The organism is Halosimplex halophilum (assembly GCF_004698125.1).
In the GTDB taxonomy this organism is placed as follows: domain Archaea; phylum Halobacteriota; class Halobacteria; order Halobacteriales; family Haloarculaceae; genus Halosimplex; species Halosimplex halophilum.
Genome location: NZ_ML214298.1, coordinates 148,600 through 171,138 on the forward strand (window position 1 = coordinate 148,600; position 22,539 = coordinate 171,138).

The 22,539-nt window shown below is 70.4% G+C and carries 26 protein-coding genes; 14 read left to right on the plus strand and 12 right to left on the minus strand.

The annotated features are described in order from the left end of the window. Positions 1–148 precede the first annotated feature (148 nt). The 4 genes from tatC (at position 149) to E3328_RS11855 (ending at position 4,809) form a co-directional block, all read left to right on the plus strand. Positions 149–1,936: a twin-arginine translocase subunit TatC gene (tatC, locus tag E3328_RS11840; RefSeq protein ID WP_135364856.1), complete on the plus strand. Its 1,788-nt coding sequence runs from the start codon at positions 149–151 to the stop codon at positions 1,934–1,936. Between the two features lie 11 nt (positions 1,937–1,947). Further along, entirely contained in the window at positions 1,948–2,562 is a 615-nt protein-coding gene (locus E3328_RS11845; RefSeq protein ID WP_135364857.1) for a histidine phosphatase family protein, read from the plus strand. Between the two features lie 113 nt (positions 2,563–2,675). Beyond that, positions 2,676–3,242, plus strand: a complete 567-nt coding sequence (locus E3328_RS11850) for a type IV pilin domain-containing protein (RefSeq protein WP_167837386.1) — start codon at positions 2,676–2,678, stop codon at positions 3,240–3,242. 154 nt (positions 3,243–3,396) lie between these two features. After that, complete coding sequence (locus tag E3328_RS11855; RefSeq protein ID WP_135364859.1) at positions 3,397–4,809, plus strand: hemolysin family protein; 1,413 nt, start codon at positions 3,397–3,399, stop codon at positions 4,807–4,809. A 235-nt stretch (positions 4,810–5,044) separates the two neighbouring features. On the opposite strand, the gene E3328_RS11860 is transcribed toward E3328_RS11855, so the two are convergent. The 5 genes from E3328_RS11860 to hisB form a co-directional block, all read right to left on the minus strand. Beyond that, entirely contained in the window at positions 5,045–5,650 is a 606-nt protein-coding gene (locus E3328_RS11860; RefSeq protein WP_135364860.1) for an IMPACT family protein, read from the minus strand. Between the two features lie 37 nt (positions 5,651–5,687). Then, positions 5,688–6,020, minus strand: a complete 333-nt coding sequence (locus E3328_RS11865) for a 2Fe-2S iron-sulfur cluster-binding protein (RefSeq protein WP_135364861.1) — start codon at positions 6,018–6,020, stop codon at positions 5,688–5,690. 97 nt (positions 6,021–6,117) lie between these two features. Further along, positions 6,118–6,306: a hypothetical protein gene (locus E3328_RS11870; RefSeq protein WP_135364862.1), complete on the minus strand. Its 189-nt coding sequence runs from the start codon at positions 6,304–6,306 to the stop codon at positions 6,118–6,120. 31 nt (positions 6,307–6,337) lie between these two features. Further along, positions 6,338–6,826 (minus strand): TrpY family transcription regulator, encoded by a 489-nt coding sequence (locus tag E3328_RS11875; protein WP_135365712.1) that lies wholly within the window; start codon positions 6,824–6,826, stop codon positions 6,338–6,340. A 105-nt stretch (positions 6,827–6,931) separates the two neighbouring features. Then, positions 6,932–7,519 (minus strand): imidazoleglycerol-phosphate dehydratase HisB, encoded by a 588-nt coding sequence (hisB, locus tag E3328_RS11880; RefSeq protein ID WP_135364863.1) that lies wholly within the window; start codon positions 7,517–7,519, stop codon positions 6,932–6,934. A gap of 178 nt (positions 7,520–7,697) precedes the next feature. Here hisB and E3328_RS22000 point away from each other — a divergent pair, with 178 nt between their 5' ends. Beyond that, the gene (locus tag E3328_RS22000; RefSeq protein ID WP_167837387.1) at positions 7,698–7,868 is read left to right on the plus strand and encodes a hypothetical protein; all 171 of its coding nucleotides are present in this window, start codon (positions 7,698–7,700) and stop codon (positions 7,866–7,868) included. A gap of 3 nt (positions 7,869–7,871) precedes the next feature. On the opposite strand, the gene E3328_RS11885 is transcribed toward E3328_RS22000, so the two are convergent. Next, entirely contained in the window at positions 7,872–9,164 is a 1,293-nt protein-coding gene (locus E3328_RS11885; RefSeq protein WP_246023003.1) for an MFS transporter, read from the minus strand. Between the two features lie 111 nt (positions 9,165–9,275). Between E3328_RS11885 and E3328_RS11890 the strand changes: the two genes are divergently transcribed. Next, positions 9,276–10,349 (plus strand): TrmB family transcriptional regulator, encoded by a 1,074-nt coding sequence (locus E3328_RS11890; RefSeq protein WP_135364864.1) that lies wholly within the window; start codon positions 9,276–9,278, stop codon positions 10,347–10,349. On the opposite strand, the gene E3328_RS11895 is transcribed toward E3328_RS11890, so the two are convergent. Further along, a complete protein-coding gene (locus E3328_RS11895) occupies positions 10,330–10,554 on the minus strand; it encodes a hypothetical protein (protein ID WP_209452193.1) in 225 nt (74 codons plus the stop codon). The genes E3328_RS11890 and E3328_RS11895 overlap by 20 nt on opposite strands. A 104-nt stretch (positions 10,555–10,658) precedes the next feature. Here E3328_RS11895 and E3328_RS11900 point away from each other — a divergent pair, with 104 nt between their 5' ends. Beyond that, on the plus strand, positions 10,659–11,552 hold the full coding sequence (locus E3328_RS11900; protein WP_167837388.1) for a hypothetical protein: 894 nt from the start codon (positions 10,659–10,661) through the stop codon (positions 11,550–11,552). A gap of 237 nt (positions 11,553–11,789) precedes the next feature. On the opposite strand, the gene hisA is transcribed toward E3328_RS11900, so the two are convergent. Next, positions 11,790–12,518: a 1-(5-phosphoribosyl)-5-[(5-phosphoribosylamino)methylideneamino]imidazole-4-carboxamide isomerase gene (hisA, locus tag E3328_RS11905; protein ID WP_135364866.1), complete on the minus strand. Its 729-nt coding sequence runs from the start codon at positions 12,516–12,518 to the stop codon at positions 11,790–11,792. 156 nt (positions 12,519–12,674) lie between these two features. Here hisA and E3328_RS11910 point away from each other — a divergent pair, with 156 nt between their 5' ends. The 3 genes from E3328_RS11910 to E3328_RS11920 all read left to right on the plus strand — a co-directional run bounded on the left by E3328_RS11910 (position 12,675) and on the right by E3328_RS11920 (position 15,726). Continuing rightward, on the plus strand, positions 12,675–13,874 hold the full coding sequence (locus E3328_RS11910) for an inorganic phosphate transporter (RefSeq protein ID WP_135364867.1): 1,200 nt from the start codon (positions 12,675–12,677) through the stop codon (positions 13,872–13,874). Between the two features lie 163 nt (positions 13,875–14,037). After that, on the plus strand, positions 14,038–14,427 hold the full coding sequence (fer, locus tag E3328_RS11915; RefSeq protein WP_135364868.1) for a ferredoxin Fer: 390 nt from the start codon (positions 14,038–14,040) through the stop codon (positions 14,425–14,427). Positions 14,428–14,604: 177 nt separating this feature from the next. After that, positions 14,605–15,726: a prepilin peptidase gene (locus E3328_RS11920; protein ID WP_135364869.1), complete on the plus strand. Its 1,122-nt coding sequence runs from the start codon at positions 14,605–14,607 to the stop codon at positions 15,724–15,726. 25 nt (positions 15,727–15,751) lie between these two features. Here the strand turns inward: E3328_RS11920 and E3328_RS11925 are convergent, their stop codons facing one another. Beyond that, entirely contained in the window at positions 15,752–16,009 is a 258-nt protein-coding gene (locus E3328_RS11925) for a hypothetical protein (RefSeq protein WP_135364870.1), read from the minus strand. A 146-nt stretch (positions 16,010–16,155) separates the two neighbouring features. Here E3328_RS11925 and hisI point away from each other — a divergent pair, with 146 nt between their 5' ends. Continuing rightward, a complete protein-coding gene (hisI, locus tag E3328_RS11930; RefSeq protein ID WP_135364871.1) occupies positions 16,156–16,521 on the plus strand; it encodes a phosphoribosyl-AMP cyclohydrolase in 366 nt (121 codons plus the stop codon). A 1-nt stretch (position 16,522) separates the two neighbouring features. Further along, entirely contained in the window at positions 16,523–17,695 is a 1,173-nt protein-coding gene (locus E3328_RS11935; protein ID WP_209452194.1) for a DUF7118 family protein, read from the plus strand. A gap of 405 nt (positions 17,696–18,100) precedes the next feature. Here E3328_RS11935 and E3328_RS11940 read toward each other — a convergent pair whose 3' ends face one another. From E3328_RS11940 to E3328_RS11950, 3 genes are all read right to left on the minus strand, one after another. Beyond that, the gene (locus E3328_RS11940) at positions 18,101–18,346 is read right to left on the minus strand and encodes a BolA family protein (protein ID WP_135364872.1); all 246 of its coding nucleotides are present in this window, start codon (positions 18,344–18,346) and stop codon (positions 18,101–18,103) included. 225 nt (positions 18,347–18,571) lie between these two features. Beyond that, complete coding sequence (gene ilvA, locus E3328_RS11945) at positions 18,572–19,783, minus strand: threonine ammonia-lyase (protein WP_135364873.1); 1,212 nt, start codon at positions 19,781–19,783, stop codon at positions 18,572–18,574. A gap of 158 nt (positions 19,784–19,941) precedes the next feature. Next, positions 19,942–20,436: a gamma-glutamylcyclotransferase family protein gene (locus E3328_RS11950; protein WP_135364874.1), complete on the minus strand. Its 495-nt coding sequence runs from the start codon at positions 20,434–20,436 to the stop codon at positions 19,942–19,944. Between the two features lie 128 nt (positions 20,437–20,564). Between E3328_RS11950 and E3328_RS11955 the strand changes: the two genes are divergently transcribed. After that, entirely contained in the window at positions 20,565–21,986 is a 1,422-nt protein-coding gene (locus tag E3328_RS11955; RefSeq protein WP_209452195.1) for an MATE family efflux transporter, read from the plus strand. 53 nt (positions 21,987–22,039) lie between these two features. Next, entirely contained in the window at positions 22,040–22,525 is a 486-nt protein-coding gene (locus E3328_RS11960) for a dihydrofolate reductase (protein ID WP_135364875.1), read from the plus strand. The last annotated feature ends 14 nt before the right edge of the window (positions 22,526–22,539 follow it).

The following is a 22,539-nucleotide window of genomic DNA, read 5'->3' on the forward strand; positions in this document are numbered from 1 at the left end:
AACCGAGTGACTGTTATCAATCTATTCATCACGGGAGTCCGCGTGGGCCGGGACGGCCGCCCGAGCGCCCGAGCGCGGCCCGCTCGCCCCGGTCGACGGGGCGGGCGAAAAGAAGGCTTACAATAGGGGAGCGCAAACCCGGCCACGAATGACTGACGAGCGGTCCGGCGACGGCGACGCGGAGGGGGGAGCCGCCGGTCCGCCCGACGAGGAACAGGGTGATGACTCGCCCGACGAGTCCGCGGGACCGCCCGACGAACCGATCCCGGGCGGCCCCGACGACCCCGACCGCGACGACTCTGCCGACGAACACCGACCCGACGCCAACCCCTCGCCGGCGCCCGACAACCTCCCCGACGACGACAGCTCCGGCGACGACAGCTCCGGCGACGACTCCGAGGGGGCCGGTGTCGCCGACGACGCGGGGCTGCCCGGCGTCTCCGACGACGAGACGCCGGGCGACCCCAGCGAGTGGGTCGACGACGCCGACGGCGACGCCGGTGCCGACTCCAGTGATAGTGCCGCAGACGACGCCGACGCCGACGACGAGGGGTCGCCCTCGGCGGACCCGACGGAGGCGGCGCCGGTCAACACCGTCGAGGAGGGCGCCGCGGCCGACGGCGGCGACGCCACGGAGTTCGGCGGCGACATCAACCCCCACGCGAACCCGTCCTCGGGCGGGCCGGCGGAGGGCGCGCCGGCCGCGCCAGCCGGCGAGGGACTGGGCGGCGCCCCCGACGATCAGGAGATGCCGCTGGCCCAGCACATCGAAGAGATGGTCCGCCGGCTGGGCGTGGTCGTCGTCGCGATGGCGCTGGTCAGCGGGCTCACCTTCCCGTTCGCCGACCGCCTGATCAACTTCCTGTGGTACTCCTTCCTGTCGGGGTCGCCGGAGGCCTGCCCGACGACCGCGCCCTCCGCCGACGCGGCGTGTCCGTACCTGTTCCACCCGCTCGCGCTGATGTTCGCCCGGCTGAAGGTCGCCTCGCTGGTCGGGTTCGTCGTCGCCCTCCCCGTGACCGTCTACGAGTCGTACCTGTTCATGCGCCCCGGGCTCTACCCCCGCGAACGCCGCTACTACCTCGCCTCCGTGCCGACGAGCCTCGTCCTCGCCGGCGTCGGCATCCTCTTCGCGTACCTGCTCGTCCTCCCGACGCTGTTCGTCTACTTCACCGGCTACACCGCCCAGGCCGCCGAGGTCACGTTCAGCCTCACCGAGACGTTCAACCTCATCGTGATGATGCTGGGCTTTTTCGCCCTGGTCTTCCAGATCCCCCTGCTCATCATGCTCGCGGTGATGATGGGCGTCACCTCCCGGCGGTGGCTGGCGGCCCGCCGCATCTACTTCTGGGGCGGGTTCGCCACCGTCGCCTTCCTGTTCTCGCCGGACCCGACCGGGATGGCGCCCATCCTCGTCGCCGCGACGATGATCGTCCTCTTCGAGGGCACCCTGCTGCTGCTGTACTGGACCGGCGAGGCGGCGGCGGTCACGGCCGAGGACCTGGCGGCCCGCCGGCCGTTCGTCTGGCTCGGCGCCGCCGCCGTCGGCTACCTCGTCTCGACCGCGCCGCTACCGGGGAGCTACTACGAGCAGCTCCCTCCCGCGGTCACGTCGGCGCTTGCTGACTTCGGCGTCACCCGGCTGACGCCGCTGCTCGTCGGTCTCGGCCTCATCGCGGTCTACGAGGCGGTCCTCTACGTCGACCGGCGGTTCGGCGGTCGCTCGGGGGCCTACGGCTACCTCGCCCGGGCCCGCGTCGGCGTCTGGCCGCTGTCGCTGTTCGTCGGCTACCTCGGCAGCCCCGACCCCGCACTCCTCCGGCGGGTCGACGCGGTCGACCTCTCGACGGTCGAGGCCGCCGGCGTCGCCGTCGGGTTGATCGTCACCTACGAGTTCGTCCTCGTGGTCCTCGACTGGTACGAGAACCGGGGGTGACCGGCGGGGCCATGACCGGGCGGGTGCTGCTGGTCAGACACGGCGAGACGACGTGGAACCGCGACGGCCGGATCCAGGGATGGGCCGACGCGACGCTCACCGAGACCGGCCGCGAGCAGGCCCGCGCCGTCGGCGCCCACCTCGCCGACGGCCACGACCTCGACCGGCTCGTAGTCTCGGATCTGAAGCGGACGCTGGAGACCGCCGCGGAGCTCCGGGCGGCCGGCGTCGCGGCCGAGCCCGAGCGGGCCCGCGCCTGGCGCGAGCGGGACTTCGGCGACCTCCAGGGGCTGACCCGGACCGCCATCGCCACCCGCCACCCCGAGTACCACCGCGAGGGGTCGCTGCTCGCCGTGCGGTCGGTCGAGGGCGGCGAGTCCCTGTCGGCGTTCGAGACCAGGGTTCGAGAGGGCTGGGAGCGGCTCGTCGATGAACTGGACGGGGACGAGACCGCGGCGGTCATCACCCACGGCGGGCCGATCCGGGCCGTGCTGGCGGCGGTGACCGGCCGCGAGCTGGCGGCGCTCGCGCCGGAATTCTCGCCCGCGAACTGCGGCGTGACCGAACTCGCCGTCGACGGGGCGGCGTGCTCGGTCGTCGACCGCGACGGCACCGACCACCTCTAGCGCTCCCCTGCCCGGCCCGCTCGCCGGGCGGCCGAACCGTGCGAACGACGCGCCGACCGCGTCGGCCGCGACCGCACGAATATTTAAATCCGAACGGGCGACCAGCCCGGCGCGTGACCGACGACCCGCCGGCCTCCCCGCCTCGCGAGCCCCTCCGGAGCGACCGCGCCGCCACGCCGGTCGTGGGCGTCGTCCTGCTGGTCGGGGTGACCGTCCTGCTCGCCGCCGTCGCCGCCGCGGCGGTCGGGTTCGAGGGCGCCCGTCCGGAGCCGGCCCCGCAGGCCAGCCTGGACGCGGAGCTGTCGGCGACGGACGGCTGGCCGGACGGCCAGCGGCTCCGACTCGTCCACGAAGGGGGTGATACCCTGGCGGTCGCGGACCTGGCCGTCGTCGTCGCGTTCGAGCGCACGGGCGACCGCGCGCGGCTCTCGGGGTTCCCGACCAGGCGCCTCACCGACGAGCACGTCCGAGGTGCGGACCTGTTCGACCGGACCTACGCCGGCGTCGACGGGGCGCTGGACGCTGCCCACACGGACGGTCAGTGGGCCGCGGGCGAGACCGCCTCCGTCCGGATCGCCCAGAACGAACTGGACGTGCGGCCGGGCGACCGGGCGGCGGTCCGGGTGATTCACCGGCCGACCGGCGCACAGTTGACCCGGACCGAGGTGGGGGCGTCGTGACGGGGAACGGGCGACCGACGGTTCACGGTGGACGATCCCGGAGCCGGAATCACGACTCGGGCGGGAGACGGACGGGAACTGCCCCGATCGCTCGATATTATAAAGGGCCGGTATGACAAGCCTTAATTCCGCCCCCCGACAAGTCTCGTCGTCGATGGGTATACCCGCAGCGGCGTGGCCGCAGTTGGCGCCGGTCGCACAGCAGACGATCGACGTGTTCGGAAACGCCGTCCCGAAGAGCTACATCGCCATCGCCGGCGCGCTCCTGATCCTCGTGCTGATCGGGCTGTCGGCGTTTTTCTCCTCGTCGGAGATCGCGCTGTTCTCGCTGCAGTCCCACCGGATCGAGGCGCTCGTCGAGGAGGGGCGGTACGGGGCCGAGACGCTCAAGAGCCTCAAGTCCGACCCCCACCGTCTGCTGGTGACGATCCTCGTGGGGAACAACCTGGTCAACATCGCGATGTCGTCGATCGCGACCGGCCTGTTCGGCCTCTACATGAGCCAGGGGCAGGCGGTGGCCGCGGCGACGTTCGGGATCACCGCGATCGTCCTGCTGTTCGGCGAGAGCGCGCCCAAGTCCTACGCGGTCGAGAACACCGAGTCGTGGGCGCTGCGGGTCTCGCGCCCGCTGAAGCTCTCGGAGTACGTCCTGCTGCCGCTGGTCGTCCTGTTCGACTACCTCACCCGGGTCGTCAACAAGGTGACGGGCGGCCGCTCGGCCATCGAGACGTCATACGTCACCCGCGAGGAGATCCAGGACATGATCGAGACCGGCGAGCGCGAGGGCGTCCTCGACGAGGAGGAGCGGGAGATGCTCCAGCGCACCCTCCGGTTCAACAACACCATCGCCAAGGAGGTCATGACGCCGCGGCTGGACATGGACGCCATCTCGACCGAGTCCTCGATCGACGAGGCCATCGAGCAGTGCATCCAGAGCGGCCACGCTCGCCTGCCGGTCTACGAGGGGAGTCTGGACAACGTCATCGGCGTCGTCAACATCCGCGACCTGGTCCGGGACCGCAACTACGGCGAGACCGAGGACGGCGACCTCGCGCTCGAGGACCTCATCGAGCCGACCCTGCACGTCCCCGAGTCGAAGAACGTCGACGACCTGCTAACCGAGATGCGGAAGGAGCGGCTACACATGGTCATCGTCATCGACGAGTTCGGGACCACCGAGGGGCTGGTGACGATGGAGGACCTCACCGAGGAGATCGTCGGCGAGATCCTGGAGGGCGGCGAGGAGGAGCCCATCGAGTACGAGGGCGACGACACCATCGTCGTCAAGGGCGAGGTCAACATCGAGGAGGTCAACGAGGCGCTCGACATCGACATCCCCGAGGGCGAGGAGTTCGAGACCATCGCCGGGTTCATCTTCAACCTCGCCGGCCGCCTCGTCGAGGAGGGCGAGGTGATCGACTACGACGGGGTCGAGATCGCCGTCGAGGGCGTCGAGAACACCCGCATCATGAAGGCCAGGGTCACCCGCACCGAGGCGTACGACCCCGACGAGGCGACCGAAGTCGGCGAGGGCGAACCCGACGCCGACGAGGTCCCCTCCGAGTAGCCGCGACGGTCCGGCCGTACCGATCCGTCGGCGTCCGGTGGGCCGCGAGCGGCCGCCGGTCGCCCGCCGTGTGACCCCGTCTCGAATCCCTTCGTTTCGGCTGGAGATCCGACCGAGAGCGGCGGATCCGCGCCGCTGTTCGGAGTCGGTGTTCCACGCCGGCGGCCCCCGGAACTGACTGCCGGGAGCGACGGACGGTGCGACGGCCGGGGTCGGCGGACGGCGCGGCCACCGGTCACCGGTCGATCTCGGCGCGGCCGCTGGTGGCGCTGCGGATGCGGTCGCGGAGGGCGGCTCCGTCTGCGACCGGGACGCGCACGTCGAAGGCGACCCGCTCGGCGTAGTCGGCGTCGAACTCGACGGCCTCGCTCTCCAGGATGCCGCGGACGGTGCCGGAGTCGTCGTAGTCGACGGCGACGGCGAACCGCTCGTGGGGGCGCTCGGTGGTCGTCCCGGCGGCGTCGAGGCCGTCCTTGACGGCGCGGGAGTACGCCCGCGCCAGCCCGCCGACGCCGAGGTTCGTCCCGCCGTAGTAGCGGGTGACGACGGCGACGACGTTCTCGACCCCCTCCTGCTGGAGGACGTTCAGCGCGGGGTCGCCCGCCGACCCGGAGGGCTCGCCGTCGTCGCTGGCCCACTCGCGAAAGGGGTCCGCGCGGACGCGGTAGGCCGGCACGTTGTGGGTCGCGTCGGCGTACTCGCCGCGGATCTCGGCGACGAAGTCCTCGGCGGCCTCGACCGTCCGGGCGGGCGCGACGTGACCGAGAAACTCCGATCCCCGGACCTCGAAGCGGGCCTCCCCGCGACCGGCGACCGTCCGGTAGGGCTCGCGCTGGCTCACACCGCTCACTTCCGGGGGGAGCCGAAAAGCGCTTGCGCTACTCGCCGTCGGACAGCCGCTCGCCCCACACCCGCTTGTCGAGCAGTTTCACCGTCGTCCCGTCGCGGACGCGGAGCTGGCAGGACAGCCGCGGGTAGCCGAAGCGGTCCGCCAGGTCGTCGTGCCAGTGGTCGGGGTCCGGCGGCTCGGCGAGGCGGACGCCGCAGGTCGCACAGAGGCCGCGGCCGCCGCAGTTGACCCGCCGGGCGTACCGGCCGTGGGGGGACAGCCCCGCCGCCAGCAGGGCGTCGCGGAGTATCGTCCCCTCGCTCGCGGTCACCTCGCGGCGCTCGCCGCCGGGCAGCTCGACCGTGACGGTCGCGTCGCTCACGGCGACACTCCGGACGCCAGCGACAGGAACCTGCCGGTCGTCCCGGGCCACCGGTCGGTCGGGCTCCCGGTCGCCCCACTCCGTCGGCGGCTCCGGGTCATCGCCGGCGACGGGCGAGGACGGCGACCCCGGCGGCCAGCCCCGCGGCGACGACCGCGGCGGCCGCCTCCGCCGGGACGCCCGCCCCGAGGACCGTCGAGGCCACGACCGCGACCAGGAAGACGGTGCCCGCGACCGCGGCTATCGGCGAGACGTCGAGGTGGCGAAGCGGCGGCGAGTCGCTCACGGCGGGGGCGACGGTCGGGCGCGGCAAAAACTCACCGCAGCTCGATGCTGTGGACGAACTCCATATCGCGGATCTCCGTCAGGAGGTCGCCCGGGATCGACCCGTCGGTGATGACGTACAGCTTCGGCTCGTCGGTGAACTCGGGGTCCTCGCTGATGGTCTGGCGGATGGAGATCCCGCGGTCGGCGATGGCGCCGGTGACCGTGGCCACGATGCCGGTCTCCTCGGCGTCCCGCACTGTTATCGCCAGCGCCGACAGATCGAGCACCGGAGCCAGGTCCATCAGGCTCGGGATGGCGGAGATGTTCTGGAAGATCCGGCGGAGCTGGTCGTCGGCGAGGATCGCGTCGGTGGTGGCGTCGACGACGCGGCGGTCCACGTCGACCTCCCGGGCGATGCCGGTGTTGGGGATCTCGATGCCGCCCGAGACCACCCGCCCCTCGTCGTTGACGGAGAAGCCCCGCTCCAGCAGCAGCCGGATGACCGCCTGCTGGCTGGGCGAGTCGGCGAACTTCTCCATGATCGCGTCGAAGGTGGCCCCTTCGTCGGGGGCTCCGCCGTCGGTGCGAAGGTCGGGGGCCGTCCCCTCGGCGCCGAGGGCGGCGGAATCGCGCTCCTCGCGCATCTATAGCTCGCCCTTCGTGCTGGCCACGTCCGTCCGGCGCTCGTCGATCCGGGTGGCGTCGTCGAGCGCGCGGGCCAGTCCCTTGAACAGCGCCTCGACCTCGTGGTGGGCGTTCTCGCCGTCGACGCCCGCGTGGAGCGTCAGCCCGGCGTTCGTGGCCAGCGACCGGCAGAAGTGCTGGGCCATGTGGCTGGTCATCCCGCCGACCTCGCCCTGGGAGAACGCGCCGTCGAACGCGAAGTAGGGGCGGCCGCTCACGTCGACGACGACGCTCGCTACGGCCTCGTCGAGCGGGACCTTCCGGTCGGCGAAGCGGCGGATGCCGCGCTTGTCGCCCAGCGCCTCGGAGAAGGCCTCGCCGAGGGTGATGGCCACGTCCTCGACGGTGTGGTGGTCGTCGATCTCCAGGTCGCCGTCGCACTGGACCGTGAGGTCGAACAGGCCGTGGGTGGCGAACGACTCCAGCATGTGGTCGAAGAAGCCGATCCCCGTGTCGACGGTCGCGTCGCCGTCGCCGTCCACGTCGAGGGTCACCTCGATCGCCGTCTCGGCGGTCTCGCGGGTCACCGCCGCCGTCCGCTCGGTCATACGTCGACCAAGCGCGCCCGCCTATTTGGCCGTTGTGTTCGTTCGAGCGCCGTTTCCGCCGGCGGTCCCGATATCCGCCGCTCCCCGCGACCGTCGGCCGCCCGACGGCGGCCCGTCCGTCGCGCGTCAGACGCGCGTCTGCCCGGGCTTTATTTCCGGTTGTGACAATGACAGGATCGTGGACCGACACTGGACGCACGAACTGGTCGCCCTGTCGGGGGTCCTCGCCGGCGCCGTCATCTTCGCGGCCGGCGACGCGGGCCGGCTCGCCGCCGGCGTGGCCGCCGTCAGCGCCGCCGCCCTCCTCCTCCCGGCGCTGTCGTCCGGTCGTCGGACCAGTCCCCGCTGACGCTCAGTCGTCGCCCGGCGCCGACCCGCCCGCGGCCCGCGCGGTCCGGCGCCGCTCTGCGACCCGCGCCAGCACGACCACGCCCAGCGCGGCCACCAGCGGCGCGACGAGCAGCCGCATCGCCGCCGCGGCGTCCGCGCCGCCGACGACGACGCCCATCAGCGCCGGCACGCCCCCGACCGAGACCGACGAGACCGCCGACGCCAGGGCGTTGACGGGGCCGCTGTGCTCGGGGACGGCGTCGGTCGCGTAGGCCATCATCGTCGGGAACACGCCCGATATCAGCAGGCCGATGGCGACGACGCCGGCCAGCACGGCGAGGCCGTCCGCGACGAAGAACGTGAACGCGAACGCGGGGACGAGCAGCCCGAGCACGCCGACGAGGAGCGCGAGCGGGCCCAGCCGGTCGGTCAGCGCGCCGCAGGCGAACCGGCCGGGGACGTACGCGACGAGCATCGCCGTCAGCGTCAGCTCCGCCCAGCCGGCCGGCAGCTCGGCCCGCGCGTAGTAGGGCAGCCAGGTGAACAGGCCGCCCTCGACGCCGGTCACGAAGAAGAGGGCGGCCAGCAGCGCGAGCACCTCCGGGCGGCGGACCAGCTCGGCCAGGTCCGCGCGGGTGAGCGGCTCCTCGTCCGACTCGACGGCGGGCGACCGGAGCGACCGGAAGACGAGCGCGAGCGCGAGCACGGCGAGGCCGACCGCGCCGTAGGCGAGCCGCCACGACCCCGCCCGCAGCGCGAGGACGACCGCCAGCGGGCCCAGCGCGGCGCCGACCGCCCAGGTGCCGTCGTAGCGGTTGTAGACGCGCCCGCGCTGGCTCGGGTAGAAGTGGCTGAGCAGCGGCCGGTCGAGCGCGCGAAAGACTCCGACGGCCGCCCCCTGGACGACCAGCGCGGCGAGAAACAGGGGGAACGAGGGCGCCAGCCCCATCGCGAGCAGCGCGCCCCCGGCGAGGGCGGCGCCGCCGGCGATGAACCGCCGCGCGTCGACCCGGCCCGCGCTCGACCCGACGGCGAGGATGACCAGCAGGTAGCCGACCGTTCCCGCCGGCGCGACGAGCCCCAGCTGCCACTCGGGGACGGTGAACGAGCCTTCCAGCGTCGGCAGCACGGCACCGCGGATCTGCATCACGGCGCCGGTACACGCCATCGTCAGGAAGATGGCCGCCGTCCACAGTCGGCGGTTGCGGGCGTCCGTCTCGGTCGGGCCGTCGCTGTCGGTGTCGCCGCCCGGTGGTGTGCCGCCGTCGGCGGGCGCGCCGCCCGTCCCGTTGCCGTCCGTCGCCGGCCCGCTCACCGGGCGCGCCTCCCCGGTCGCGGTCCGTCCCGCTCGCTCGTCGGATACATACCCCTCCCTCCCCGTTCGATCCGGAAAACGTTTTTGTAGACAGTCCAAGAATCCTCGAAGATGAGCGAATCGCGGATCAGGGACCACCTGGGGGCGTTCGGGCTGTCGGCGACGGAGGTGGAGACCTACCTGGCGGTCCTCCGCCGGGGGGAGGCGACGACGGGTGAGGTGGCGGCCGCGGCGGACGTGTCCCAGGGGTACGTCTACGACGTGGCGGAGACGCTGGTCGACCGCGGGCTGGTCACCGTCGACGAGGGCGCGAGCCCGACCGTGCTGCGCGCGCGGCCGGCCGCGGAGGCCGTCGCGGAGCTGTCGACGCGGGTGTCGGACCTGCAATCCGCGATCGCGGACGTGTACAGCGAGCCGGCGGCGGCCGACGTGGGATTCGAGGTGGTCCGCTCGCGGCGGACCGTCGAGCGCCGCGCCGAGCGCTTCCTCGCGGACGCGACCCACGAGGCGTTCGTCGTCGTCCCCGCGACGGCCTTCGCCAGCGTCAGGGACGCGATGGCCGCGGCGGTCGACCGTGGCGTCTTCGTCTACTGTATGCTCCTGGCGCCCGACACGGACGTTGTCGCCGACGCGGTCGACGACTTCGGCCGGTACGCCCACGTCGTCCGGACGTGGGAGGCCCGCCCGCAGGTGTTCGTCCTCCGGGACGCCCGCGCCGGGCTCGTCGGCTCCCACGGCGTCCTGACGGGCCGCCACGGCGACGAGTACGCCGTCACCTTCGGCCAACCCGAGGTCGCCAACGGCTTCTACGGCAACATGGTCAGCAACGTCTGGCCGATGGGGCAGGTCCGCCACGTCTCGGAGCCGCCCGAGCTGCCGGCCACCTTCGAGTACTTCCGCAACGGCGTCACGACCGCCGCCCAGCACCTGGCGGCCGACCGCGAGCTCGTCGCGGACCTGACCGTCGCCGACACCGGCGGCGACCACGAACTCGACTTCGAGGGCGTCCCCGTCCGCGAGGCCAGCCAGACGCTGGTCCCGCCGGTCACCAGCTCCTTCCCCGTCGAGAACGCACTCGTGGTCGAGACCGACAGCGGCCCGGTCAGCGTCGGCGGCGACTCGCCGGGCTTCGACCCCTACTTCGAGGACTTCGCCGCCCGGCGGGTCACGCTTCGGGCGGCGTAGCGTCGGGGCCGGCCGCGGGGCCGTCGTCACCGCCGTCGCTCGCCTCGCCGCCGTCCCGCTCCTCGGCGGCGCGGTTCGCGAGCCGGTCCAGCCCGAGCGTCGCCAGGAAGCAGACCGCCCCCACGTACAGCAGCGAACTCGGGTCGGCCACCAGCCGGCTCACGACGCTGTTGCCGTAGCCCAGGACCGTGCCCAGAAAGCCCATAGAAATTTTAGACTAAATTGAACCGGGTATTCTTTCATTTTCGCTTAATAGAGAAACTGATTATACCACTTAATATTTGATTGTCTAAAGTGTACTCACTCACTATGGTACGTATGGATCTTAGAGATAAAGAGAAGAACGAAGAAGTAGCAGATACGGTATCCTCAACCGTCCCATTAAATGATAGAGAAATCCAGAGTGATGATATCCTGAGTAAATTCACCATCGAAGAATTTGTGGTGAAAAAATATCAGGATGCAAACGAGTGGGAAAACAGAATCGGCGGAAAACACATCGCTACATTGATGTTGACATATCTGTCGTTTGTTTTGGTTTCTTATTCACTCGATAACCATATCAGCGTCTCAGACCAGCAAGAATCAATAATATATCTGATCGCGGTTGGGGTTCCGATGCTCGTTTCTATTTCTCTTTGGTTCTCGAAAAAGATATTTAATAACAGAGCGGAGAAGCAGCTAACCGACCATGATGAGGCCATATATCATCGATTATCCCGTAGTATCAAAGAATTTGAACGTGGGAATATAACAAATTCGCGGGAAGAACTTGAAGAATGCCGCAAACTCATGTCGTACGACGGTCCTTACGCTCTACCGCCAGAATTTTCCAAAGAGCTTCAGGTGTATATGAAATCAGTTGAAGACCGCAATTCCGATCAGTACTTCACTGATACGTTCCCCGAGGTCGCGAATAAAATCTTACAGTGTTTAGCTACTGTCTACGTGTCTGATCTTAAGTACTTATATACAGAAGACACTCAACTTGAGCAAGCAGATGGATATACTCCTGTTGAAATGATTAAATCATATCTGGGGGATCGGACAAAGAGTCGAGCAGTACGGATCGTAGTTCCATATATAATAGTATCTCCGATAATTTATGCAATTTATTTACAAAACACTGTACTGGCACAAATTCTAACTGTGATTGTTGTTGGTGTTGTCCAAACATACAACCGACCTGATAACGAGAACTGAATGTGTTCTTCTCTAAAACATAGGGCCGCGTTTAGACGGCAGTTAGAGCGGCTGGAAAAATTGTTCCGCTCCTGCGGATCCGAATTATCGGCGAATCTCGACAGTTTCTGAGTCGTGATCGATCTGCTGGTACAAAAAACGATTGGGTGAGTCGAACTAGTGGCGTCTGTTTATTGCTGATCGCGACACAGCCCCTTAGCAGGCTGCGATTCAGCGTCTAAACAAGGCTAAGTCTATCTATCTCTGTTGAACTCCCTCAATCGCCTCTTCGAGCGTGAACTCCCCCTCGTAGAGCGCGCTCCCGACGACGACCGCGGCGGCGCCCGCGTCCTTCAGCGCGCGCACGTCCTCCAGGGTCGCGACGCCGCCGCTGGCGACCACCGGGATGTCCACCGCCTCGACCACCCGCTCGACGGGCTCGGTCCGGACCCCGTCCAGTTGCCCTTCCACGTCCACGTCGGTGAAGAGGATCCCGCCGGCGCCCAGATCCTCGTAGCGGGCGGCGGCCTCGGCTGGGTCCAGCCCCGTCCCCTCGGTCCACCCGGAGACGACGACCTCGCCGTCCTTCGCGTCGAGGCTGACGAGGACCGTCCCGGGGTAGTCCTCGCTGATCTCGGCGACGATGTCGGGGGTCTCGACGGCGGCGGTGCCGAGGATCACCCGGTCGACCCCGGCGTCTAGCAGGCCCGTGGCGTCCTCGACGGTGCGGATGCCGCCGCCCAGTTGCGTCTCGACATCGACGGCGTCGACGACGGCCTCGATGGCCGCGGCGTTCGCGCGCTCGCCCTCGAAGGCGCCGTCCAGGTCGACGAGGTGCAAGGTGTCCGCGCCCTGTTCGACCCACCCCTCGGCGGCCTCGACGGGGTCGCCGTAGGCCTTCCCGGTACCGCGCTCGCCGCCGACCAGCTGGACGACCTGCCCGTCCTGTACGTCCACGGCGGGCACGACCTCGAACTCGGGGAACATACCCGTCCGTGGGCGAGCGGGGGGCGAAAGCGTGTCGGTCGACCCCGGCCTCGCCCGGTCGCCGTCCCGGTCGACCCCCGTCAGTTCGCGCCGGCGTCGCCGCCGGACGCGGCGACTGTCGGTAGGTTTTACTCGCCGGTGGGTCAGGGGATCGGTATGGTCGAGGCCCTCCTCCTCGTCGGGCTCGCGGTCGCCGTCTTCGTCGGGTTCAACATCGGGGGCTCCTCGACGGGGGTCGCCTTCGGCCCGGCCGTCGGGAGCAACACGATCTCGAAGGTGACGGCGGCGGGCCTGATGACGGTGTTCGCGCTGCTGGGCGGCTGGACCGTCGGCCGCGAGGTGGTCGACACGCTCGGCAGCGACATCGTCACGACGACGTTCACGCTGGAGATCAGCATCGGCGTCCTCTTTTTCATCGGGCTGGCGCTGTTCCTCTCGAACGTCGCCGGCGTCCCCGCCTCCACGTCGATGACGGCGGTCGGCGCGATGGCGGGACTGGGGCTGGCCCGCGGGACGCTCAACTGGGCGGAGATGGGCCAGATCGTCACCTGGTGGCTCGTCTCCCCGGTGCTGGCGTTCTGGGTCAGCGCCGTCGTCGGCCGCTACTACTACCCGCGGCTCGTCGAGTGGTTCGCGGTCACCCAGACCGAGGGAGCGCTCCTGGAACTCGACCGGTCGGGCGGCCTCCCGAAGCCGGTGCTGGGGCCGAACACGACCCGCCGGGAGTTCGTCGGGACGCTCTCGGTCGTCGGCATCGGCTGTTACATGGCCTTCTCGGCGGGCGCCTCGAACGTCGCCAACGCCGTCGCGCCGCTGGTCGGCAGCGAGTCCGTCGGGATGAACCCCGCCATCCTGCTCGGCGGGGGCGCCATCGGCCTCGGCGCCTTCACCATCGCCCGCCGGACGATGGACACCGTCGGCAACGACCTGACCGACCTGCCGCTGCTCGCGGCGCTGGTCGTCGCCGCGGTCAGCTCGACTATCGTCACCGGCCTCTCGGCGCTGGGCGTGCCCGCGAGCTTCGTCATCATCGCGACGATGAGCATCGTCGGCCTCGGCTGGGGCCGGGCGACCCGGACGGTCACGCTCTCCGAGGCCCGGAAGGGCGACGCCCCGGAGGTCTCGGTCGGCGCGCTCGCGGCCGACGCGCCCGACGCCCCCACCGTCGGCGGCGAGGGCGGGACGCCCGAGCCGACGGACTCGCCGGCCATCGGCGACGAGGAGAGCGAGGACATCCCACGGGCCGCGGATCTGTTCGAGCCCGAGACCACCGCCCGGGTCATCTTCCTCCAGAACGTCGTCCCCGGGATCGCGACCGTCGCCTCGTTCCTGCTCTTCCGGTTCGTCCCGCTGTGACCCGGTCCGGCTCGTCCCCGTGAACCCCTCCGCGTCGGCCGGAACACGTTCGGACGTACGTCCACCACAGGACCCGCGCGGCCGGCAGATATTGCGCTCGCGGCCGCGAAACGGTCCGACGAACAGCAAGGTCTAACAGTCAGGGGGGCGAACTTGGCAAGTGATGCCCACCGTAGAGTACCTGAATTACGAAGTACTGGACGACAAGGGTTGGGACATGTACGACGACGAGACCTTCGAGAAGGCCGCCGATGCCGACCTCGACGACGAGGACTACGGCACACTCGAGGTCAACGAGGGCGAGTACATCCTCGAGGCCGCCGAGGCCCAGGGCTACGACTGGCCCTTCTCGTGTCGCGCCGGCGCGTGTGCCAACTGCGCCGCCATCGCCGTCGAGGGCGACATCGACATGGACATGCAGCAGATCCTCTCCGACGAAGAGGTGGAGGAGAAGAACGTCCGCCTGACCTGCATCGGCAGCGCCGCGACCGACGAGGTCAAGATCGTCTACAACGCCAAGCACCTCGACTACCTGCAGAACCGCGTCATATAATCGGCCCCTCCGGGCCGACGCTTCTGGGCGGGGCGACTCGCCCCCACTCTCCGCCGCCCCAGCGGCCGCGCCGTCGATTCGCGGCCCGGGACCGTCCGGTCGCGGCCCGGCGGCCGTCCCCGGCCGGGGCCCGCCGCCGTCGAAACCACTAATTGCCGCCGGCGCGCTGGTTCGGTCGTGCTCGACTGGCTGGGAACCGTCCTGACGGAGAGCTCGCCGCCGGACCTGCTGCGGCTGGCGGCCGTCCCCGTCTTCGCCTGGGCCGCCTACCGGGACGTGCGAACCCGGCGGGTGCCCAACGCCACGTGGCTGCCGCTGGCCCTGCTGGGGATCGCCCTGCTCGCGTGGGACGTCTCGCGGGTGTCGGCCGGCGACCTCCCCGGGGGGCTCGTCGCCCGCGAGCGGTTCTACCTCCGCGTCGCGCTCTCGCTCGGGATGGTCGGGTCCATCGGCTACCTCTTCTACTGGTTCGGCGGCTTCGGCGGCGCCGACGCGAAGGCGCTGATCGTCCTCGCCGTCCTCTTCCCGACCTTCCCGACCTACTACCTCCCCGCCGAGTCGCTGCCGCTGACCCGGACGACCGTCGGCGTCTTCTCGCTGACCGTCCTCTCGAACACGGTGCTCGTCGGCGCCGCCTACCCCGTCGCCGTCACGCTGCGCAACGCCGTCTCGGGCCACCTCGCGCCGATCATGTTCATCGGCAGACCGATCCGCGCCGAGGAGGCGACCGCCGAGTACGGCTCCCTGCTCCAGACGCCCGACGGCTTCACCCGCGGCGGCCTCGACCTGGACGCCCTCCGGATGTACCTGCGCTGGCGCGGGGCGACGCTGGCCGCCCTCCGCGAGGACCCGGAGCGGTACCGCGACCCCGCGAGCCTCCCCGACGACCCCGACCCGCCCGGCGACGGCTCGATCCCCGAGAGCGGTGAACTCGCGACCGAGAGCGACGGCGGGGCGGCCGAAGGCGACGACGGGGCGGCCGCCGACGGCGGCCGCGGGAGCGAAGCGAGCGGTGGCGACGGGTCGGCCACCGACGGGCGCGACGACGGCGAGCCGGCAGCCGACGGGGGTGGCGACTACGACGACCCCTGGGGCGCGGGGGCGTTCCTCGACGACATCGAGGGGTCGGCCTACGGGACGACCCCCGAGGGGCTGCGCGACGGCCTCGACGTGCTCACCGAGGAGGACGTGGTGTGGATCTCCCCGGGGATGCCCTTCATCGTCCCCATGTTCGTCGCCCTCGTCGTCAGCCTCGTCTACGGCGATCTCTTCTTCCAGCTCGTCTCCGTGCTCGTGTGAAGGGCGCTTGCACGGGCTGTCCGCATTACTCCTCGGGGACGAGTCGTTCGTAGAGCGGCCCGATGGTGAAGATGGAGACGAGCCACAGGACGGCGACGGCGATGTAGGCGAGCAGGGCCCCGCGCTGGAAGCCGGGCGCGTTCGTCACGACCAGCAGTGCGAACGCCCCGACGAGCAGCCCGACCGCGACGACGGTGTTGCCCGCGTTCCAGAGCAGGAACGCCCGGGTCCGCGCGTCTTCCTCGGCCATCGCCGCGAGGAACCGCCGGACGGATCCGATCATCGCCCGTGGGTTGTGTCCCGCCCGGCATAAGTGTGGGCGACGCCGCGGGACCGGCGGTCGCGACGCCGCCGTCAGCGGGTCGGGCGCCGGTCCGGCCGCCTCGCCGACGACAAAAGACCTATTCGGCGGTCGGACCCAGGTGGGGTATGAGCGACGTCGACCTGGCGTTCGACGAGAACGAGCGCCTCCCCGCGGTCGCGCAGGACGCCGACACGGGCGAGGTGCTCATGCTCGCGTACGTCACCCCCGAGGCCGTCGAGCGCAGCCGCGAGACGGGGCTGGCCCACTACTACTCGCGCAGTCGCGAGGAACTCTGGAAGAAGGGCGGCTCCAGCGGCCACGTCCAGGAGATCGAGGAGATCCGCGTCGACTGCGACGGCGACGCGCTCCTGTATCTCGTCGACCAGACGGGCGGGGCCTGCCACACCGGCTACGAGTCGTGTTTCCACCGCACCGTCGACGGCGAGACCGTCGGCGAACAGGTGTTCGACCCCGACGAAGTCTACGAGTGAGATGAGCGACGCCGCCCAGTCCCCGGCCGACGACCCCCGCGCCGCCGCCGACGACCTCGTCGCCGACCTGCGGGAGGCCCGCGACGCCCTCCAGCGCGCCCGCGAGCGCGTCGACGAGGTCGGCGAGTCCGAACTCCGGACCGTCGCCGACACGTACGACGACCTCACCCGGCTGTTCGACCGCTACGAGGAGGAGGTCACCGGCGACGGCGACTTCAAGACGTTCATCGAGTTCCAGAGCCAGATCGCCGCCGTCGTCGAGGAGATGCCCGACGACATCCGCCACCAGGAGGTCTTCGAGGAGGTCGACGACCTGCTCCAGCAGCGCCGGCTCACCGAGTCCGACTGGGCGAAGGTCCGCTCGGCGCTGGAGCCCGTCCGCGAGGACGTGCGCCGGATCGACGACCGCGACGAGGCCCGGGAACGCTACGAGGACGCCCGGTTCGCCGTCGAACGCCGCCTGGACGACTTCGCGGACCGGATCGAGGACCTGGAGGACCTGCAGCGCCTGGGCGACGCGGACCTCGACGCCCCGACCGAGCGGCTGCGCGACCCCATCGAGACCTACAACGACCGCGTCCGCGACGCGTTCGCCGACTTCCGCTCGTCGGCGAGCGCCCGCGACCTGCTGGCGTTCGTCGCCAAGACCGATGCCTTTCCGCTCGTGCCCTTCGAGTCGCCGCCCGCGGACCTCCGGGAGTACGTCGAGAGCCACGCCGCCGGCGAGGAGCCGGTCGGGCAACTGCTGGAGTACGCGGAGTACTCGAAGTCGAAGCTCGACCATTACGTCGACGACCCGGCGGCGCTGAAGCGCAACGTCTCGACCCGGCGGACCTACCTGCGGCGGCTGGACGCCGAGCCGCTGACCGTCGACTGGCCGCCCGTCGAGGCCGAGACGCTCCGGTTCCGGGCACGCGAACTGACCAGCGTCGTCGCGCGCTTCGCCGACCGCGTCGAGGAGGGGGAGGCGGTGCTCGTGGCGCTGCGCGAGGTGCGGGAGTTGCCCCGGGAGACGGACTACGAGCGGCTCCGCAACAGCGCGCAGGCCCGCGCCCAGCTGGGCCCCGAGGAGCGCGAGCGGCTGGCGAGCGGGGACGTGGCCGACGAACTGGAGGCGTGCCGCGACGCGACGGAACGGCTGGAGGACGCGCTGGAGGAGTACCCACGGCTTTGAGCGGCTGGTCGGTGAGTTTCGGTGACTCTCTCGGCGCCAGCACCGCGACCGGAGCGATCGAGAACAGCACCGCAGAACAGCGTGAAAGCCCCAGCCGGTTCGACTTGAGGGGCTCGCTGCGCTCCTCGCTCACTGTGTTCGCTGCGGTGCTTGCGTCGCCCGTCTGCGTCGAACCGGCTGCCCCTTTCATTCCCGCCCGCATAGACTGGTCGGTCAGTAGAAACGGGCGGGAATGAAAGGGGCGACCGTCTCGGCGACGGCCGGGGAAGCAAGCACCGCAGCCGAGTGAAACGAGGCGAGGCGCGCAGCGAGCCGCCCGAGCCGAGACGGTCGGGGCTTTCACGCTGTTCTGCGGTGCGGTCGAACGGATCGCTGCGGTAGACTCGCTCCCGGTTCCTCCGGAGACTACTCCTCGCGTTCCTCGGGTGTGTAGGTCTCGACCTCCAGGGCGTGGATGTCGGTGGTCATGCGGTCGCCGAGGGCGTCGTAGACCATCTGGTGGCGGTCGACGAGCGACTCGTCGGCGAAGGCGGGCGAGACGACGGTGGCGGCGAGGTGGTCGTCGTCGTCGGCGCCGCGGGCGCGGGTGACGGCCGCCTCGGCGTCGGGGATGGACTCCTCGATGAGCGCCTCGATGTCGGCGAGATCCATGCCCGGAGCGAGGCGGGCGAGCGGAAAAACGCTTGTCACTGTCCGCGCGGGAGACGGGAGTTTCATACGCCGGCGCCGCCTTCCTCCGCGTGGCGGCGATGACGAATGGTTACCCCTCCGAGCCCCTTGTGACGACACGGGACTCCGAGCCGCCACGTCTCCGAACCCGGTAGCGGCGGCGCGGGCGCTATCCATCCTGCCGCGCTCGCACCAGCACTGCCGCGCTCAGACCAGCACGTCGACCTCGTAGCCCTCTTCGCGCAACGCTTCCAGCAGCGCGTCGGCGTGGTCCGGCCCCTTCGTCTCCAGGTCCAGCTCCACCTCGGCGGCGTTCATGGCCACGTCCTTGCCGGCGCGGTCGTGCTCGATGGCGTGGATGTTCGCGCGGGCGTCGCTGATGACCTCGACGAGCCGTTCGAGTTCGCCCGGCCGGTCCTTGAGCGTGGTCCGGATCCGGAGATAGCGGCCGGTCTCGACGAGTCCGCGCATGATGACCGTGGTGAGGACGTTCAGGTCGATGTTGCCGCCGCAGAGACAGGGGACGACCACCTCGTCGTCCTCGTAGTCGAACTTGCCCTCCAGCAGGGCCGCCAGCGGCACCGCGCCGGCGCCCTCGACGAGGGTCTTCCCTCGCTCCAGCAGCGTGGTGAGCGCGACCGCGGTCTCGTCGTCTGTGACGGTGACGACCTCGTCGACGCGCTCGCGGATCACCTCGAAGGTCCGCGTGCCGACCTTCCGGGTGGCGATGCCGTCGGCGATGGTGTCGACGCTGTCGCGTTCGACGATCTGGCCCTTCTGCAGGGAGTCGGCGACGCTGGAGGCCCCCTCCGCCTGGACGCCGACGACCCGGGCGTCGGGGTTTTTCGCCTTGACCGCGGTGGCGATACCGGAGATGAGCCCGCCGCCGCCGATGGGGACGACGAGCGTCTCGACCTCGGGGAGGTCTTCGAGAACCTCCAGACCGATGGTGCCCTGGCCGGCCATCACCATCGGGTCGTCGAAGGCGTGGACGTAGACGCGGCCCTCCTCGCGCTCGATCTCGTGGGCCTTCTCGGCGGCCTCGTCGTAGTCGGCGCCGTGGAGGACGACCTCCGCGCCGTAGTTGCGGGTGGCCTTGACCTTCGAGACGGGGGCGTGCTCGGGCATGACGATCTTCGAGTCGACGCCGATGCGGGTGGCCGCGAGCGCGACGCCCTGGGCGTGGTTGCCGGCCGAGGCGGTGACGACGCCGGCGTCCTGCTGTTCGTCGGAGAGCGTCGCGATCTTGTTGGTCGCGCCGCGGATCTTGAACGAGCCGGTCCGCTGGAACGTCTCCAGTTTCAGGTGCACGTCGGCGCCGGTCATCGCCGAGAACGTGTGGGAGTAGTCCAGCGGCGTGTGCCGGGCGGTCGCCGCGACCCGCTCGCGCGCGTCGAGCACGTCCGCGAGTTCGATCATACCACAGCTACCGCTCGACGGGAGTTAGATGTGGGGGAAAGAGCGTGTGACACCACCGACTACCGCGCGATAGTACTTGAAGGCGAGCCACCCGGAGTGAAAGTGAAACCGCGGGACTGCGGAGGGAACCGCCGTCGTCCCGGGGGCGCTCCCAGCGTCTACTCGATCCCCCACTTGTCGTGGTTCGCGGTCGCGTCGGTCGACTCGTTCCCCTCGTACCCGTCGAAATCGGTGAACGTACCGTCTCGCTGTCGGATGGTCACATCGTTCCTCCGGACGTACCGCCGAACCCGCTCGGCGAACCCGTCTTCGCCGGGCCACTCCGCGGGCGCGTCCAGCCGCTCGGGGTCGCCGACGTAGGTCTCGACGGTCGCGTCCTCGCCGCTCCCGTCGCTGTCCGCTCCGTCGTCCGCCAGCGGCACCGACACGCGGACGTACAGCCCGCTGTCGACGCCCTCGTAGCGGTCGAGCGCAGCGATGTCGTCGGTCCGGAGGATCCGGCCCTCGACGGACCCGCCGGGGGCGAGCGTCGGGTACTCCCCCTCGACGCGGCGGAGCCCGTCCAGCACGGCCGACTCGCGGAACTCGAAGTCGTCCAAGACCGTCCGGGCGCGCTCGGGGTCGGTGAGCGTCCCGTAGACGAACACGTCCATTGGCGGGTGGATAGCCGGCGAGCCGTATCGGCGTTGCGGTGGTCTGGGCCCCGGCGGTCGCGGGACAGGACCGCGACGACCTATCGGCCATCGATAGCTTGAATCGGGCCGAGTCCGGAGCACGGGCAATGTCGGCGGCGAGCGCCCGCGAGCGCGTGCTGGCGGTCTGGCGGCGAGTCCTCTCGCTGTCGTGGCCGATGATGGTCCAGCACGTCTTCCGCACGCTCATGCGGACGACCGACGTGGTCGTCACCGGCCTGTTCTCGCCGGCGGCGGTCGCGGCGGTCGGCCTCGCGGACCTGTACGCCCGCTTCCCGCTGCGGATCGGCCTCGGGCTCGGCAGCGGCGCCATCGCGCTGTCCAGCCAGGACACGGGGAGCGCGGCCGTCGAGAACCGCGACCAGGCGGTCACCCAGGCCGTCCTGCTGGGGCTGCTCTCGGGGGTCCCGTTCGTCGCCTTCGGCTTCCTGTTCGGCGAGCAGGCCATCGCGCTGCTCGGCGCGCCCGCCGACGTAGCGTCGATGGGCGGCACCTACCTCGCCGTCGTCTTCGCGAGCGCGCCGGCGCGACACGTCGCGCTGGTCGCCGCGCGTGCGCTCCAGGGCACCGGCGACACCCGGACGCCGATGTACGTCGACGTGACCTCCTCGATGCTCAACATCGTCGGCTCGCTCGTGCTGGGGCTGGGCCTGTTCGGCGCGCCCAGGCTCGCCATCGTCGGCGTCGGGATCGCGACCGCGGTCGGCAACGCGTTCACCGCGGGCGTCCTCTCCGTCGCCATCTGGAGCGACCGGACCGAGGCGTCGTTCGCCCGGCCGCGGGACCTCGTGATCGCCAAGCAGCTGCTGGCCGTCAGCGCCCCCCGGATCGGCGAGGGACTGGCGACGACGCTGGCCGAGTTCCCGTTCAACGCGCTGCTGCTGACGTTCGGGACGGACGTGAACGCCGCCTACCAGATCGGTCGGCGGATGTACCAGCAGGTCACCTCGCCGCTGGGGCGGGCCTACCACACCGCCGCCAGCGTCGTCGTCGGGCAGTCGCTGGGCGAGGGCGACGTGGCCGCCGCGCGCTTCCAGGGGTGGGCGACGACCGCCCTCGCGGTCCTGACGATGGGCGCCATCGCCGTCGCGCTCTTTCTCGGCGCCGACTGGTTCGTCTCGCTGTTCACGAGCGACCCGCCGACCGCGGGGTACGCGGTCGGGTTCGCCCGCGCCTACGCGGTGGCGGCGCCGGCCATCGGCGCCTACCTCGCTATCTCGGGGTCGCTCCAGGGCGGCAGCGACACCCGGACCCCCTTCGTCGCGCGGACGACCGGGATGTTCGGCTTCCTGCTCGGGTTCGGCTACCTCTCCAGCGTCGTCCTCGGGTGGGGCGTCCCCGGCATCTACGCCGCGGTCGCGCTCCAGCAGTTCTGGGCGCTGGCGGTCGTCACCTGGGGGTTCGCCCGCGGCGACTGGGCCGAGAAGGCCGCCGCGATGATGGACGAGCGCGGGAGCGCGAGCGGCGGCGACGGCGACACCGAGCCGCCGGACCCTGATCCGACCGACTGAGCGGCCGCGGGGGAGACGGGGGCCGTTATGACCGTCGCACCCGAACGACCGGTATGGAGCTGATATCGGTCGCCGCGGTCGCCGAGAACGGCGTCATCGGGCGCGACGACGAGGTGCCCTGGGACCTCCCCGCGGACAAGGAGCAGTACCGCGCGCGCGTCGCCGGCCACCCGACCGTCTACGGGCGACGCACCTACGAGATGTTCTCGGACCCGCCGGGGTCGGCGCACGTCGTCCTCAGCCGGACGGAGCGGAGATACGACCGCGAGAACGCGCATCACGCCGCCTCCGTCGCGGAGGCCGTCGAAATCCTCGAATCGCTGGGGGCCGACCGCGCCTACGTCCTCGGCGGCGCCGGCATCTACGCCCTGTTCCAGCCCCACCTCGACCGGATGGTCCTGACGCGGGTCCCCGGCGAGTACGAGGGCGACACCTACTACCCCGAGTGGGACGAGGCCGACTGGCGGCTGGTCGAGACCGACGAGTACGAGAACTTCACCGTCGAGACGTGGGAGCGACGAGGGGAAGACGAGGAGTAGCGGAGGCGGTGCGG